Here is a 15,748-nt window from a genome sequence, read left to right as displayed (position 1 = left end):
ATACTATTTTCCTTCACAGATCCGGCTCAGCTTTGTCAACCCATCGTTCATAGCAGGGCCGTATACCCTGTCGGCCACAAATCCCCTCAGCTTCCACCACGGCAGCATGCCCAGCTTAATTTCCATATGCCAGAAGATCGCAGTGGCTTTGCCATCTGCCGTAGGCTTCAGTTCTATGCCTCCTTTTACAGGACGCACACTTTTAATATCCAGCAGGTAATGTATTCCTTTGGCCGGATCACTGTCCAGCACCGTTAGCTTACCGCTGTTGAGTTGTCCGTCCCAGCTGTACCAGGCGCCGGGGCCGGAAGGCGGATCGGAGTATACCAGGGTAGCGGTAGTATCGGGGCGGGTCCAGGGATTCCAGGCATCCCAGGCTTTCAGGTTACTGATATGTGCATAAACAGTATCAATAGGCGCCCGGATAACACCTGTACGCTCCACCACTGCCGTAGAAGGAAATGCCAGCGACAACCCGAAAATCACCATGCCTAAAATGATCACGCTGATCAGTAACAACTTAATAAACCGCATAGAAAAAATATATTATCCTTTAAGGAGCCGTTTCATGTTCTCCAGTCCTTTCTCAAAATCCTTTCCTACCCATTTGTCCATCATCAGCCCCATCACTTTCCGGATAGGATGTTGCCCCATATCGCACACCATTCCCCAGGTAACCAGGGTGCCGCCATTTACCGGGTCCAGCCGGAAATAGCCTTTGGTAGCGCCCATGCCCATAAAATCGATGTGGGTGGCCACCTGCTGATCAGGTTTGGACTCCGTGATCGTCATATGTCCTTTACCTACATTCCGGTTGCGGCTTTCCCAGCTGTAACCGGCGCCCACACCACTTTCCTTTTCCCCGTAAGTAATTTTAACGTTGGGATCCTGTTCTTTCCAGGGCGACCATAGCTCCCAGTTACGCACTACGTTCATCAGCGGGAAAATAGCTCCCGGCGCAGCCGGTATTACCAGCGAACGCTCCACCTTAATGGCAGATGAGAGGAATAAACTGAAAATGAAAAGCCCCAGCACAAGGACAATGAACGCACCCAGGATAATGAAAAAGGCTTGCATGTGACTGGATTTAGGTCCCACAAAGCTAACGAAATCGCCTTATTCCCACTTGAATACTTTCACGGCTACCGCATATACGACAACACCCCATAAAGTAAGGATCGCGATATCCCAGCCCACATGCCAGAGATGCAGCCCTTCAAAGGCCACTTTTCTCAGCGCGTCTATCAGGTAGGTCAGCGGCATGATCTTACAGATTGGCTGCAGCCAGCCAGGAAAGGAATCTATCGGGAAAAAGGTACCCGCCAGCAGGAACTGTGGCAGGGTAACGATATTGGCCAGGGGCGGAATAGTGCTCTCATTTTTTGCCAGGCTGCTCACCACAAAACCAAAACCCATGAATACCAGTAGCCCGAATACCGACAATACAAGCATTTCCAGGAAGGTGGCAAAACCATGTACCAGCGTAAAGCCAAAGGCGAAATGCCCAAGCGCAATGATCACCACAGAGCTGATGAGCTGGAAGATCATCCGGCTCAGCGCTTCTGCCAGTACAATATAGGTGCGTTTGATGGGCGTGGCGAAAAAACGCTTGAGTACCAGCGTTTGACGCATATTATAAAACAGGAAGGCCGTACCAAAAACGGCGGCACTCATCAGGGCAAAGCCCAGCTGTCCCGGTAAAATAAAGTCGATGGTCTTAAATTCACGACCCGGCACCTCTGTTTGTGTAAAAGTGGCTACCGTAGGGCGTTTATAGGTTTCATCATCCAGTTTGCCGGCGATGCTTTTCAGCACCGATAACAGGGTTACTTTCTTCGCGGCATCGGAAGCCGTAGAGGTCCGGATATTAATATCGTAAGCAGTTACATGGTTAACTCCCGCTTTGGGCACAATGTTCAGAATAGCCACCAAACGGCCTTTCTTCAGATCATCCTCCATTTCCGCTTCAGGCTGATCGGTAACCAGTTTCAGCGTCCCGGCATGCGACAATTCCTGGTAATACCTGCTGGTAATATCAGTCCGGCGGTCCACCCCCACTTTAACGGAAACAGTACTTTTACCAATAAACCCAAACACCAGGATAAATACCAGCGGGAACCCCAAACTGAACACTACGGCGGAAGGACTACGGAAAATACCTCTTAAACTTCCTTTTGTAATGGCCAGCATGGCCCTCAACTGACTGTACTTCGCTCCATTCATCTGATTCTGCTATTTAAAAACCGGCGGTAAAACTACGACGTTTTTCCAGCTTTTAGTAAAAAATGCAGGGGCGGGGATTTTGTCTTGGCTCAGGATTACGCTGATTTTGCTGATTAGCTGGATTTTTACTTTTGGATTTTTTTTTGATTTTTTAGATTTTCTTAAATAATAATTAAGGGAGATAAGAGCGAATATCCGCTTCTATCTCCCTTAATCCTTTATAAAATCCCAAAGTAAAATCCAGCTAATCAGCAAAATCAGCGTAATCCTGAGCTAAGACAAAATTCGCTAGAAACTGTACTTAAACGGCATTCTCGCCTGAACATCGCCATGCAACTGTTGTACGTCCTTCACCTGCTGGTAAATGTCGTAGTTGGCGCCGAGTTCCTGCTTCACCAGCTGCATGCGCACGTTGCCGGCGAAGGTTTTGAAGAATTTGTTCAACGGGTTTTTCTCTTCCGGGAACTCTCTCAGGCGGTAGTCCGGCAGTTTGGCCAGCCGCGCGGCACAGGCCAGCGCTTCGTTGATACCACCGATGCGGTCTACCAGTCCGAGTTCCTTTGCCTGTAAACCACTCCATACATGCCCCTGGGCGATGCTGTCCACGATAGCGGGGCTCAGCTTCCTGCCGGCTACCACGCGTGATTTGAAAGAGGCATAGGTGCTGTCAACGCCGTTCTGTATAAAGCGTCTCTCCGCTTCGGTGAGCGGACGGCCAACGGAACCAAGATCCGCATAAGGTGCGGTTTTAACGCCATCGAAGGTAACGCCCACTTTATTTTTGAAGAAGTCCTGCATATTAAACATCACGCCGAATACGCCGATAGAACCGGTTAAAGTATTGGGTTCTGCAAAAATGCTGTCAGCCATGCAGGAAATATAGTAACCACCGGATGCTGCATAGTCGCCCATGGATACCACCACCGGTTTCACTTTCTTTGCCAGCGACAGTTCCCGCCAGATTACTTCAGATGCCAGCGCACTGCCGCCACCGGAGTTCACCCGGAACACGATTGCCTTTACATCTTTATCTTCGCGGGCTTTACGGATTTCACGGATATAGTCGTCGCTTGCAATGGTTTTATCGCGGTCTGATTCCCCGCCTATGATATCGCCCTCTGCGTAGATCAGCGCCAACTGTCCATCTCCGCCACCGGAAGAAAGGTCGGTGCCACTGTTATATTTTTTTAGCGTCACCAGGTTTACCTCGTCGCCCTGTTTAACGCCTGTTTTGCTTTTCAGTTCCGCTACTACTTCATCGTCATACTTCAAACCATCTACCAGCTTATACTTCAGCGCATCTGCGGGTTGCTGGATGAGGTTTTCATTTGCATAGCCATGTAAAGTGGCCGTGTCGATGTTGCGCGCAGAGCCTATTCCTTTCAGGAAGGTGCCATACAGTTCTCCCAGGAACTGGGTGGTTTGTATGCGGTTGGCATCTGTCATCTGTGTTTCGCGCAGTGGCTCGGTAGCGCTTTTAAATTTGCCGCAGTAAAAAATTTCCGGTTTGATTTCCAGTCTATCCAGGGTTCCTTTCAGGAACATCACCTGGCTGGCAAAGCCGGTAAAATCAACTCCACCTTTAGGGTTCAGGTATACTTTATCGGCAGCACTGGCCAGGTAGTAGGCGTTCTGGTCCATTACCTCTCCGTAGGCGTACACAAATTTCTTTGACTTCCGGAAACGGAGGAGCGCATTGCGGAATTCCTCTGTGCTGGCAAAGCCATTAGGGTTACCGTTTACTTTCAGGTAAATGCCTTTGATGTTGTCATCGTCAGCAGCGTGTTCTATCAGTCTTACGGTCTGATACAATCCGGGGGTAACTGCGGCGTCGTCGTTCATCAGTCTGCCGAGTGGGTTAATTATATTCTGTTCGTTGTACGACTGCCCTGTTTCGAGTACCAGTACGCCATTGGGGGAAATTGTTACCTTTTCAGGGGTAACGGCCCTTCCTATCATGATCAGCAATATAAAGAAGCATATTGCCGTGAATGCTACGAATGCAAGGAATGCGGCCAGGAAAACTTTAAAGAAACGCATACTTTTTTGTTAAGATGAAACTGAGATGGAAAGATACATTTTTTCAAAAATAAGGAATATGGCTACTTTTGAGTCCTGAAATATACATGAATACAGCAATATTACTTATAGGTGGCAATTTAGGTGATCGTACCGGGAACCTGCAAAAGGCGGTACAATTGATTGCTGAAACAGCCGGAGAGGTGGTACAAACCTCGGCCTTATACCAAACCGCTCCCTGGGGAGCCGTGGATCAACCCGACTACCTGAACCAGGGAGTGGAGATCCGCACATCATTGGATGCACTAACGTTATTGCATACACTGTTAGAAATAGAAAGAAAGATCGGCCGTATCCGCCAGGAGAAATGGGGGTCGAGGGTTATTGATATCGACCTGATCTTTTACAACGACAGCATTCATTCGCTGCCGGATCTGAAGGTACCGCATCCGCGGATGCATCTCCGGCGGTTTGTGCTGGCGCCTTTGATGGAAATCATTCCGGATTATATGCACCCTGTGTTGCATAAAACCGTACGGGAGCTGGCAGCCAGCTGTCCGGATACATTAGCTGCAAACCGTTACCAGGATTAATTTTAAACCCGTTTTCATGCACTATAGATTTATTACGGTAGAAGGAAATATTGGCGCCGGCAAAACTACGCTGGCCAACATGCTCGCTACCCATTTCTCTGCAAAACTGATATTGGAAGAGTTTGCAGACAATCCTTTTCTCCCTCTTTTTTATGAACGCCCGCAACAATACGCCTTCCCGCTGGAGTTATTCTTTATGGCGGAACGGTATAAACAACTCAAGGAAATGTTGCAGTCGCAGGACCTTTTCAGCGATGTGATCATTTCTGATTACCTCTTCATCAAAAGCCTGCTGTTTGCCAAGATCAATTTACCGGAAGAAGAATACTCCCTTTACCAGAAACTTTTTGACATCATCAACCCCCAGCTGGTACAGCCCGAACTGCTTATTTTCCTGAACGCACCGGTTACCAAACTGCAGGAAAATATCCGTCACCGCAACCGCTCCTACGAGCAGCAAATCCCCGACGAATACCTGCTGAATGTACACGACATGTACATGCAATACATCAAGCAACATCCCGTACGCACACTGGTGGTAGACACCACCAAAGTAGATTTCCTGCGGCAACCGGAAGACTTCGACCACCTGCTGCTGGCGCTGGAAAAAGAGTACGAACCGGGGGTGCACTACCTCAAATTATAATGCGAAGGTTGTCTTTCTCACTGATTACGCTGATTATACTGATTTGGGGATTTGATCACTTTGGATTTTAAATGATTTGGGGAGATATAAGCGGATATATTCGCTTTATATCTCCCCAAAAAATAAAATCTTTTAAATCCTTTATAAAATCCAAAAATAAAATCAAGGTAATCAGTATAATCAGCGTAATCAGTGAGAAAGACAACCTTCGCGCTGGGCTATCGCACTAGCGGCCACAAAGCCGCTCGTCCAGGCATGTTGGAAGTTGAAGCCGCCGGTGATGCCATCCACGTCCATTACTTCGCCGGCGAAGAACAGGTTGGGTACCAGCCGGCTTTCCATGGTAGCCGGCTCTATTTCACTGAGCGTAATACCGCCGCAGGTAACAAATTCTTCTTTAAAAGTGGTTTTACCTTTCACCGGGAACTCCATGCCTACCAGCAATTTCATTAAACGGTTCTGGTCTTTCGCGGGGATGTCCGCCCATCTCATCTCTTCCGTAATTCCTGTCTGTTGCAGCAGGAACTGCCATAAACGCTGTGGTAAACCAAAAGGATTTTTATTATATATTTTTTGCTTCCCTGATTCAAAACGCAGGTCCTGCCAGTGTTCCCGCAGGGTATTTTCGTTGTAATCCGGAATCCAGTTAACGATGGCGGTAAAAGTATATTGCAGCTGCTGCAGTTCCCGGGCGCCCCAGGCCGACAACCGCAATATGGCCGGGCCGCTCATTCCCCAATGAGTGATCAGCAAGGGACCCTGCTCCAGCAGTTTGGTACCGGCCACTTTCACCTGTGCATGGGTAGCTACTCCCATCAGGCCGGTGATAGGATTACCGGGCATGTTAAAGGTAAACAGGGACGGCGCCGGTGGCACAATGCTGTGACCTGTTTGTTCCAGCCAGGCAAACTTACCTGCCTGCGCATAGCCTCCCGCAGCGATGCATAAATAATCGGCGGTGAGCGCAGGACCTTGCTGCAGTTCCAGCTGCCAGCGCCCGTTGCTGCCTTTTTTAAAAGAGGTAACTTCTGTATTGGTACGGATGTTAAGATGGTATTTGTCGGCCTCGCGCAGGAGGCAGTCGATGATCGTTTGGGAGTTATCTGTTACCGGGAACATCCTGCCATCGTCTTCCGCCTTCAGCAGTACGCCTCTTTCCCCAAACCAGGAGATGGTATCGGGAACAAAGAACCGGGAAAACGACTTTTTTACAAAGTTCTGGCCACGGGGATAGCGTTTAGCCATATACGTAATATCAGGGGCATTGTGGGTAACATTACACCGTCCGCCGCCACTCACTTTTACCTTCGACAACAGCTTGCCTGTTTTTTCCAGCAACACCACTTCCAGCTGCGGACATAGGCGGGCCGCATTCACCGCACAAAAAAAACCGGCAGCACCGCCACCAGCTATCACTAAACGTTTCTTTCCTGAACTCATTAAAATCTTGTTAAAACCGTAGGTTGAACACGCAATAATAACAAACCTGCCGTAATCTTACTGATTAATCTTCCAAAGTTTATATTTTTGACATATATTATACCCGCTCAAACTATATTGCATGCAATCGAACCTGAAGAAAAAGCGACAACATCTGAAATGGATAATACCAGCCGTAATGTTAAGCGGCGTAATGAGTGCACTGGCTATACAAACGCGCCCAACTGACTGGTCCGACCGCATTATAAAGGCATTACAAACCTTCGGCAGCCGTTACCCGGCCGAAAAAGTATATCTGCATCTTGATAAGGACTACTACGCAGCCGGTGAAACCATCTGGTTCAAAGCCTATCTCACCCTGCAGGGCATGCCCGCCACCACCGCCACCAACCTGTATGTGGAGCTGCTGGATAAAAACAATAACATCGTGCAAAAGAAACTGTTCGCCGTGGGTAACGCCGGCGCACCCGGTAACTTCGACCTGCCCGAAACACAAAAAGCAGGCGTATACCAGCTAAGGGCTTATACCGCCTGGATGCTCAACTTCGATCCTGCATTCAGTTATACCCGGACCATAGAAATCTTTGATCCTTCAAAGAAAACATCACCGGAAGCAGATAGCGCCACCACACCCGACTTTGCCGTACAGTTTTTCCCCGAAGGCGGAAACCTCATCGCAGGCCAGCCGAACGTAGTAGCGTTTAAAGCCATCGATAACAATGGTTACCCGGTAGAAGTATCCGGCGCTGTAAAAGACGCTAAAGGCGCCAACAGCGCAGTGATCAAAACCCTGCACGATGGCATGGGATCTTTCGAGATCACCCCCGCCAATGCACAGGACATCTTCCAGGCAACCGTAAAAAACAATAAAGGCCAAACCAAAACAGTGGCCCTGCCCGCAGCAGTAGCGGCCGGCGCCTCCCTGAAAGTATTCAATAAAGGCAGCCGCATCTTTTACCAGGCCGTACCCGGCAACGTAGCCGATACCTCCGTGAATGACCTTGTGATCATCGCCCAGATGGGCAGCCAACTGGTGTACAAAGCCAACCTGGACATAGGAGAAGGCCGCATCAGCGGATTTATCCCCGCCGATCATCTGCCGTCAGGCATTATTCAAATTACCCTTTTTGCCAAATCAGGCATGCCGCTCGCAGAACGGCTTGCCTTCGTCCGCAAAAATGACCTGATGCAGATAGATGTACTGGATGCAGATACCCACAAGGAACCAAGAACAAAAAATGCCATTGAACTGAGACTACCCGATACCATGCAAACAAATATCTCTGTAGCTATCACAGATGCAGACGCGGTACCGGTAGATAAAAATTCCAATAACATCATCTCTACTTTCCTGCTCACCTCCGACATCAAAGGTTATATCTACAACCCATCGTGGTATTTCCGCAATGACGCCGACTCCACCCTGAAAGGCCTGGACCTGGTAATGATGACCAACGGATGGAGACGTTTCAGCTGGGAAAAGATCGTCAATAACGAATTCCCTGAAGTAAGATTCCCTTACGAACAGGGCTTGCTCATGAAAGGCGTTGCCACCATGCTCAACGGCCGCCCCATGCCTACCGGTAAGCTGGATATGATCATCCGCCTGCCGATAGACAGCTCCTCCATGTTTGCTTCTACTCCCATCAACGATAAAGGACAGTTTGAAATGGCCAACATGGTATTCCCCGATACCGCTTACATTTACTACCAGGGCAACGACCTCGTAAAAAAAGGCGTGGATGTAAATGTGAAATTCGATAACCACTTCTTTGAACGTCCTACACAAATTAAAATTCCTTACCCGCTGCGCGTACCACCGGCGGTGGATAATAACGCACTGAAACAATTCCTCGCCAATGCAGCAGAAGGCAACAAAGTAAACCGCTCTATCAATAATAAAACGGTATACCTGCAGGAAGTAAACGTAAATGCGAAAAAAGTGAAGCCGGAAGAAACTACTGAAAAACGTTATGCATCTGGTATGTTCTCCGGTGGCGACGGTTACTCCTTCGACTTAACCAAAGAAACACCGATTGCACTCAACGTATTCCAGTACCTGCAATCCAAAGTAGCAGGCTTGCAGATTACAGGCGATTATAATAATCCCACCCTTTCCTGGCGCGGCGGTGCACCGGGATTATACCTTAATGAAATGCAGTCGGATGTGAGCATGCTGAGCACCCTCTCTATCCAGGATATCGCGCTCATTAAAGTATTCCGTCCTCCATTTATGGGTGGCTTCGGCGGCGCCAATGGCGCTATCGCGGTATACACCAAAAAAGGCGGCGACAATTCACCGAAAAATGACCCCAGCATCCGTGGCTTTAAACTGTATAAAAAAGCCGGTTACCAGATCGTGAAACAATTCTATTCACCGGATTACTCCGTGAAAAAAGAAGTACACGCCTTACCGGATAAACGCCTCACCCTTTACTGGAACCCGAACGTAGCAATAGACACCCTAACGCACACCGCCAGGGTCGAATTCTACAACAATGACTACACCAAACGTTTTCGTTTAGTCGTGGAAGGTATAGGCGAAGACGGCAGCGTTGGCCGTCTTGAACAGGAGTTCTAGCGCGTAGGTTGTCTTTCCCACTGATTACGCTGATTATACTGATTTAGGGATTTGAACACTTTGGATTTTAAATGATTTGGGGAGATATAAGCGGATACATTCGCTCATATCTCCCCAAATCATTTAAAACCTATATCCGTTTATATCTCCCCAAATCATTTAAAATCCAAAGTGTTCAAATCCCTAAATCAGTATAATCAGCGTAATCAGTGGGAAAGACAACCTACGCGTTTATAAACCGCGGCCTGATAAGGTTATCGAAAGTGAAAATTTCGTCCCACTTCTCCTGGGTCACCCACTTCTTTTCTTTTACGGCGAGGTCGTGCACCGACTTGCCCGTTTCCAGTGCTTCCCTTGCGATCGCTGAGCATTTTTCGTACCCGATGATGGGGTTGAGTTGGGTGACAATCCCAATGCTTTGCATGACCATATCTCTGGTGCGGTCTGCATTCGCGGTGATGCCCACCACGCATTTGTCTTTCAGCGCCCTGCAGGCGTTGTTCATATAAGTAATGGCGGTGAACAGCGCGAAAGCGATGGTAGGTTCCATTACGTTCAGCTGCAGCTGCCCTGCTTCTGCGGCCATTGTTACCATGAGATCGGCGCCAATTACATAGAAAGCAGTTTGGTTCACCACTTCCGGTATTACGGGGTTTACTTTTCCCGGCATGATAGACGAGCCCGGCTGCATGGGTGGCAGGTTAATTTCGTTCAGCCCTGTCCGTGGGCCGGAAGAAAGCAGCCGGAGGTCGTTACATATTTTGGAGATCTTTACCGCGGTACGTTTCAGCACACCGGATAACTGTACATAGGCGCCGGTGTCCACGGTGGCTTCAATGAGGTCGGCGGCCAGCACCAGGTCCAGGCCGGTGATAGCGGCCAGGTGTTTGGTCACCAGCTCCGAATATCCCTTGGGAGCATTTACACCGGTGCCAATGGCAGTGGCGCCCATATTGATTTCAGAGATGAGACGCTTGCTGTCTTCCACCCTCGACAACTCCTCGTTGATATTCGTGGCAAAAGCTTTGAACTCATCGCCCATACTCATGGGCACCGCATCCTGCAACTGGGTGCGTCCCATTTTCAGCACGTTCTTAAACTCCTCTCCTTTCGCCTGGAAAGCATCGCCCAGTTCACCCAGGGTTAATTTATAGCCGGTAAGCTTGTTGATCAGCGCAATACGGAATGCAGTAGGATAGGCGTCGTTGGTAGACTGTGAGCAGTTCACATGATTATTGGGATGACAGAATTCATACTGTCCTTTTTCTTTGCCCATCATTTCAAGCGCTACATTGGCAATTACCTCGTTGGCATTCATGTTTACCGAAGTACCTGCACCGCCTTGTATCAGATCGCTGAGGAACTGGTCGTTAAATTCACCGGCAATTACGCGGTCGGATGCTTTGATGATGTATTCAGCAATGTTTTTATCAAGTACGCCGAGGTCGCGGTTGGCCATGGCAGCGCCTTTCTTCACATAACCCAGCGCCTGTACAAACATGGGTTCCACTTTGAGGGGAATACCGGTAATATGAAAGTTTTCTATTGCACGAAGGGTTTGAATACCATAGTACACATCCTGCGGTATTTCTTTTTCTCCCAGGAAATCGTGCTCAATTCTCTTTGCCATATTTAAAGTAATTTAGGTCGGAAAGTTAAACGGATTTAGAACAATGAAAGCATTTCAATTGTTTTATTTTATCTTAAAGTGCAGCACTTTTGTTACTGTTCGTCTGTCATTGGTCATTTATAATTTGTTATTTTCTATGGGGTTTCGTATTTCGCTGTTCTCTTTTCTAATTTTATTTTCCGTAAGAAGTAATTGTTTTGCCCAGCGCCTGTTGCCCAATTTCAATGCCGCTGAATACAGTGAGTTGCTGAAGCTGGCGGAACGCACCAGGGATACGCCGTGGACCAAAATAAAAAGTACCCCGCCTGCTGATTGTGAGCTGGTATACCGTGCTCCCGAATCAGGATTGGTAAACCGCTGGGATCTGTGGAAAAGAAAAGACAATGTTGGCATCATCGTAATCCGTGGCACCAATGGCACAGCGCCTTCCTGGCTGGAAAATTTCTATGCCGGCATGATACCGGCACAGGGCACTGTGCAATTAAACGACAGCACGGCCGTCCCCTATAAAGTGGCGGAAGATCCCAAAGCATATGTACATGCCGGGTGGATGCTGGCAGTAGCTGCTATGGGACCGGAAATAAAACAGAAGATCAACGAATACTACCAGCAAGGCATACACGAATTTATCATCTTCGGACATAGCCAGGGAGGCGCCATTTCTTTTTTAATGCGTTCTTATTTTCAATATACTATCGGCCTGCCGAAGGATATTGTTTTTAAAACATATGCCAGTGCAGCGCCCAAACCAGGCAACCTGTATTACGCATACGACTTCGATTTTATTTGCCGCGATGGGTGGGGATTGCGGGTAGTGAATGCCCGCGACTGGGTGCCGGAAACGCCCTTCTCTTTGCAAACAACCCACGACTTCAATACCGTGAATCCCTTTACCGATATTAAAGGCGCATTAAAGGAGCAGAAATGGCCGGTGCGGGGTGCATTGAATTATATGTACGGCCGGCTGAACCGGCCCTCCAAAAGGGCTTCCAGGCGCATGCAGCGGGTATTGGGAAACCTGGCGTACAAGCGGGTAAAAAAAATACTGCCGGAGTATCAGCAACCGGATTTTGTGGCCAGTCACAACTATACCCCGGCAGGTACACCGGTGATCTTATATCCCGTAAAAGGTTACGATGAGAAGTTCCCGTTTGATGGAAAAAATATCTTTATCAATCATCTCCCAGAGGCTTACCGCTGGGAACTGGAGCAGATCTATCATATAGACTCCCACTAATCGTTGCCGCTTTTTTCGCCGGTAAACCAATGTTCCTTATCCCTGAACAAAACATTAAAAGTGGTAAGCGACCCATAGATACGGGTAATATATTGCTGCATGTTCACCTTCTCTTCGTCGGTGAGTACTTTGTGGCTGTTAATGTTTTGCTCCAGTACACGGAGGCGGTCGCGCAGCATCACTATTTTATGGAAGAAGGTATCGATGGGCAACTCCTTTGCTTTCAGGGTAGTATCACCAGGCTGAAGAATGAGGTTGCCGCCCTTCCAGCGGTCGCCCAGTGGCACCACTTCCGCAATACCGCCCCAGAGGCGTAGGATCTTCAGCAGCGATGTTTCCACATCTGAAGTGGTTTCCACTTCCGCGGTCGCATTTTCCGCCACCAGCACTTCAAACAATGGATCCGTTTTATCAATCATCTTAATACCATGATCCATAAACGTAACACGGTACTGGGCATATTTAACAGCAACAATAACACCGGGACCAAAATGTGCGTGCTGTACCCGGGAGCCAACGCCGAGAGTAAGTTCTTCCATCTCTTTTTTACGTAAACATAAATAATTCCGCGGAGTTTGTCTTTCGCGGAGTTTGTCTTTCTCAGGATTACACTGATTACATGGATTACTTTGATTTTACCTTTTGGATTTTATAAAGGATTAAATAAGATTTGGGGAGACATAAGCAAAAATATCCGCTTATATCTCCCCAAATCATTTAAAATCCAAAGTGGTCAAATCCACTAAATCAATATAATCAGTGTAATCCTGAGAAAGACAACCTCCGCTTACGCGTTATTCTTTTACCTTGTTAAGGAAGTACGATAACTTGAACAACAGCTCGTCCTGTAAACCTGCGCGCAGTTTGGCTTCCTCGTCGGTGATGCCTAAACGGCGAAGGCGCTGGTAATATACATAAGAGCCGCCGATCAGTTCCAGGCATTCCTGTATTTTACGTTTTACTTCTGCTTCTTTGGTTCTCTTTTCAAATTCTTTTTTAGTAAGAATTTTATCCACGAAGTAGAAGTGGTCTTTATCTTCTACCCATTTATTGCCTTCCCTGTGCTGGGGTTTATACACTTCCAGGTAGCAGTTATCCAGTTTCAGCACATCGCCGAATTCGGCACGTATATCTATTACCGTTGGTTTCTCTGCAGCCGGATTGGCCAGGCGCTTTTTAATATGATTGCTGATTTCAACACCCAGTTCATCACTGCTCATAAGGATCTGGTTCAGCTCTGAAAATTCCAGGCTGATAGTGATGCGGGCGTATCCCCTGCCACTCTTTATTTTACCAAACAGGCTTGGCGTAGTTTGTTCATCAAAGATGATATCTTCTACCTGTACTTTGGTAATGGTTTTATAGTTGGGCGTATAACCATCTTCCAACGGCGTAGCACGTTTATTCACCAGCCTGGACGGTTCCTGGCGGCGGGTAAACTGAATGAACTCATCAATAAAGCGCAGTTCATGTTTCTTCAGTTTGGTGTACAGTTCGTGGGTAGTATGATTATGTATTTTACTCAGCAGCATCAGGTCGTTCCAGCTATCAAAATGCTGCATCTTTTTCAATTCATCGAGGATATCACCGGCAGCCATATTGCGGCGGTAAAAAAGCTCTCCGATGAGGAATAAGGCGTATTCGTGTGCCGGGTAGCCCAGTTCGGGCAACACATCATATGCGCTGCGTTTTTGTTCGCGGGCGCTTTCCAGTAAATCAATGTCCGACATAACAGGCGCCAACAGATACTTACGTGCGGCCGTACGTAGTTTTTTACTCACATAATCCAGTAACTGGTCACTCACATGACCATGATGCACGAAATCATGCAGTATCTGCACAAAACGCCGGGATGTAGGCAATCCAAATTGTGAAAGAATATCGTTTTCCATGTCCAGCACGTCCTCAAAACCAGGCTCCTCCTTTCCAGGCTTCACCCGTTGGTCCATTTGCTGGTAACGCTGATAGTACTCCTGCAACTTCAGTTTAAGCTGATCCATATGTATATACAGTTAAATATTAAATACTTGTTTTGTTTTTAGTCAGTAGTAAAAGGGATTTTGTTAAATATTTCCTGTCTTGGTTAACTTATCCGGACTAAGGGCACTAAATCGCCTGAAATCAGGGATTTCTTTGATGCCGTAAAATAACATCCTACTGATTATTAATCACTTATAAAAATGGGAATGGAATGGGAAAGTGCGCAAAGATACACCTTTTCTGTAAGTTCCAATAGTGCCGCTTGTTAATGTTAAGACCGCCCCTTTTTAACAAATGAAAACGATTGTAATATTGGGTTTCATCTGCAGAATATGATCAATATATAATCCCTTGAAAATTTTTTTTCTGAAGTATTTGGAATTTAAAAATAGTTTCACTTATCTTTGCACTCCCAACAACGAAATAATACGAAACTAAAGATAAAACGGTGGTTGTAGCTCAGTTGGTTAGAGCATCAGATTGTGGTTCTGAGGGTCGAGGGTTCGAAACCCTTCAATCACCCAAAAAACGAAAAAGGCTTCTGTAAAAAGAAGCCTTTTTTTATTTGTAAATATCGCCTCTCCTATCCATTCCGTCACCTCTCTTTTATCTGCACAAAAAAATCATTTACTTATTGACTCCCAATTTTTTACATTTGTAATAGCTGAAAATCAATTCATTCAATGATCTTTTTCCTTCCCCTCATCGCTGCTGTCATCGGTTGGTTACTCAATAGCCTGGCGCTTACCCTGCTTTTCCGCCCGTATAAACCCGTTAAAATCGGCTTTATCACCCTGCAGGGATTGTTTCCAAAACGACAAACACACCTCGCCAACAGCATCGGGACACTGGTAGCGCAACAGTTTTCCTTTGAGGATATCAAAACAAAAATGACAGATCCGGAAAAGATCAAAAAAATTATTCCACTGGTAGAAGCGCACCTGGACAGCTTCCTGCGGGAACGGCTCCCCAAAGCAATGCCCGTACTGTCCATGTTCATTGGCGATAGTATTGTTAACCAGATAAAAACCCACCTGGTAGCAGAACTGGACACCCTCTTTCCCGTGCTGATCCGCCAATACCTCGATAACGTGGAACAGGACCTGAACCTGGAAAAAATGATATCACAGAAAATTGCAGGTATCTCTGCAGCACAACTGGAAACCATTACACATAACCTCCTCAGCAGGGAACTAAAAAGTTTCAAACTCCTCGGCGCTATCAGCGGACTGATTACCGGGTTAATTTGTATGGTCATCACCCTTTGGTAATCCGCTGAAACACAGCTCTGTTAACTACTGTTAAGACCTCTTAGCGCTTATATTTGCGATTTCCTGCGCATAATAATTCCACTCATCACAATCTTAAACCATTCATACCTGTACCCCGATACATTTGT

At 47.2% G+C, this 15,748-nt stretch carries 13 protein-coding genes and 1 tRNA gene; 6 read left to right on the top strand and 8 right to left on the bottom strand.

Going from position 1 to position 15,748, the window contains the following annotated elements:
- Positions 1-3: 3 nt before the first annotated feature.
- The 4 genes from ACLHR0_RS17805 to sppA form a co-directional block, all read right to left on the bottom strand.
- A complete protein-coding gene (locus tag ACLHR0_RS17805; RefSeq protein WP_436488341.1) occupies positions 4-534 on the bottom strand; it encodes an SRPBCC family protein in 531 nt (176 codons plus the stop codon).
- Positions 535-546: 12 nt separating this feature from the next.
- Positions 547-1,077, bottom strand: coding sequence for an SRPBCC family protein (locus tag ACLHR0_RS17800; protein WP_370911562.1), 531 nt, complete (start codon positions 1,075-1,077; stop codon positions 547-549).
- 39 nt (positions 1,078-1,116) lie between these two features.
- Positions 1,117-2,223, bottom strand: coding sequence for an ABC transporter permease (locus ACLHR0_RS17795; RefSeq protein ID WP_429046144.1), 1,107 nt, complete (start codon positions 2,221-2,223; stop codon positions 1,117-1,119).
- Between the two features lie 288 nt (positions 2,224-2,511).
- Positions 2,512-4,263, bottom strand: coding sequence for a signal peptide peptidase SppA (gene sppA, locus ACLHR0_RS17790; RefSeq protein WP_436488338.1), 1,752 nt, complete (start codon positions 4,261-4,263; stop codon positions 2,512-2,514).
- Between the two features lie 86 nt (positions 4,264-4,349).
- Between sppA and folK the strand changes: the two genes are divergently transcribed.
- Both folK and ACLHR0_RS17780 read left to right on the top strand, forming a co-directional pair.
- Positions 4,350-4,835, top strand: coding sequence for a 2-amino-4-hydroxy-6-hydroxymethyldihydropteridine diphosphokinase (gene folK, locus ACLHR0_RS17785; protein WP_429046141.1), 486 nt, complete (start codon positions 4,350-4,352; stop codon positions 4,833-4,835).
- Positions 4,836-4,851: 16 nt separating this feature from the next.
- Positions 4,852-5,481, top strand: a complete 630-nt coding sequence (locus ACLHR0_RS17780) for a deoxynucleoside kinase (RefSeq protein ID WP_370911558.1) — start codon at positions 4,852-4,854, stop codon at positions 5,479-5,481.
- A 189-nt stretch (positions 5,482-5,670) separates the two neighbouring features.
- Here ACLHR0_RS17780 and ACLHR0_RS17775 read toward each other — a convergent pair whose 3' ends face one another.
- Positions 5,671-6,921, bottom strand: a complete 1,251-nt coding sequence (locus ACLHR0_RS17775) for an NAD(P)/FAD-dependent oxidoreductase (protein ID WP_436488337.1) — start codon at positions 6,919-6,921, stop codon at positions 5,671-5,673.
- A gap of 121 nt (positions 6,922-7,042) precedes the next feature.
- On the opposite strand from ACLHR0_RS17775, the gene ACLHR0_RS17770 reads away from it, so the two are divergent.
- Positions 7,043-9,502, top strand: a complete 2,460-nt coding sequence (locus tag ACLHR0_RS17770) for an MG2 domain-containing protein (protein WP_429046137.1) — start codon at positions 7,043-7,045, stop codon at positions 9,500-9,502.
- Positions 9,503-9,725: 223 nt separating this feature from the next.
- On the opposite strand, the gene aspA is transcribed toward ACLHR0_RS17770, so the two are convergent.
- Positions 9,726-11,132: an aspartate ammonia-lyase gene (aspA, locus tag ACLHR0_RS17765; RefSeq protein ID WP_370912649.1), complete on the bottom strand. Its 1,407-nt coding sequence runs from the start codon at positions 11,130-11,132 to the stop codon at positions 9,726-9,728.
- Between the two features lie 136 nt (positions 11,133-11,268).
- Here aspA and ACLHR0_RS17760 point away from each other — a divergent pair, with 136 nt between their 5' ends.
- Complete coding sequence (locus tag ACLHR0_RS17760; RefSeq protein WP_436488335.1) at positions 11,269-12,369, top strand: lipase family protein; 1,101 nt, start codon at positions 11,269-11,271, stop codon at positions 12,367-12,369.
- On the opposite strand, the gene ACLHR0_RS17755 is transcribed toward ACLHR0_RS17760, so the two are convergent.
- Together ACLHR0_RS17755 and ACLHR0_RS17750 are read right to left on the bottom strand one after the other, a co-directional pair.
- A complete protein-coding gene (locus tag ACLHR0_RS17755) occupies positions 12,366-12,908 on the bottom strand; it encodes a hypothetical protein (RefSeq protein WP_436488333.1) in 543 nt (180 codons plus the stop codon). The two genes, ACLHR0_RS17760 and ACLHR0_RS17755, sit on opposite strands and share 4 nt — an antisense overlap.
- Positions 12,909-13,163: 255 nt before the next feature.
- On the bottom strand, positions 13,164-14,369 hold the full coding sequence (locus tag ACLHR0_RS17750; protein WP_370912652.1) for a hypothetical protein: 1,206 nt from the start codon (positions 14,367-14,369) through the stop codon (positions 13,164-13,166).
- 428 nt (positions 14,370-14,797) lie between these two features.
- Here ACLHR0_RS17750 and ACLHR0_RS17745 point away from each other — a divergent pair.
- A tRNA-His gene (locus ACLHR0_RS17745) sits at positions 14,798-14,871 on the top strand.
- A gap of 161 nt (positions 14,872-15,032) precedes the next feature.
- Positions 15,033-15,620, top strand: a complete 588-nt coding sequence (locus tag ACLHR0_RS17740) for a DUF445 domain-containing protein (RefSeq protein ID WP_429046129.1) — start codon at positions 15,033-15,035, stop codon at positions 15,618-15,620.
- Positions 15,621-15,748 lie beyond the last annotated feature (128 nt).

The organism is Chitinophaga sp. ARDCPP14 (assembly GCF_051362515.1).
Taxonomy (GTDB): Bacteria; Bacteroidota; Bacteroidia; order Chitinophagales; family Chitinophagaceae; genus Chitinophaga.
This window is presented reverse-complemented; position numbering and strand designations above follow the sequence as displayed.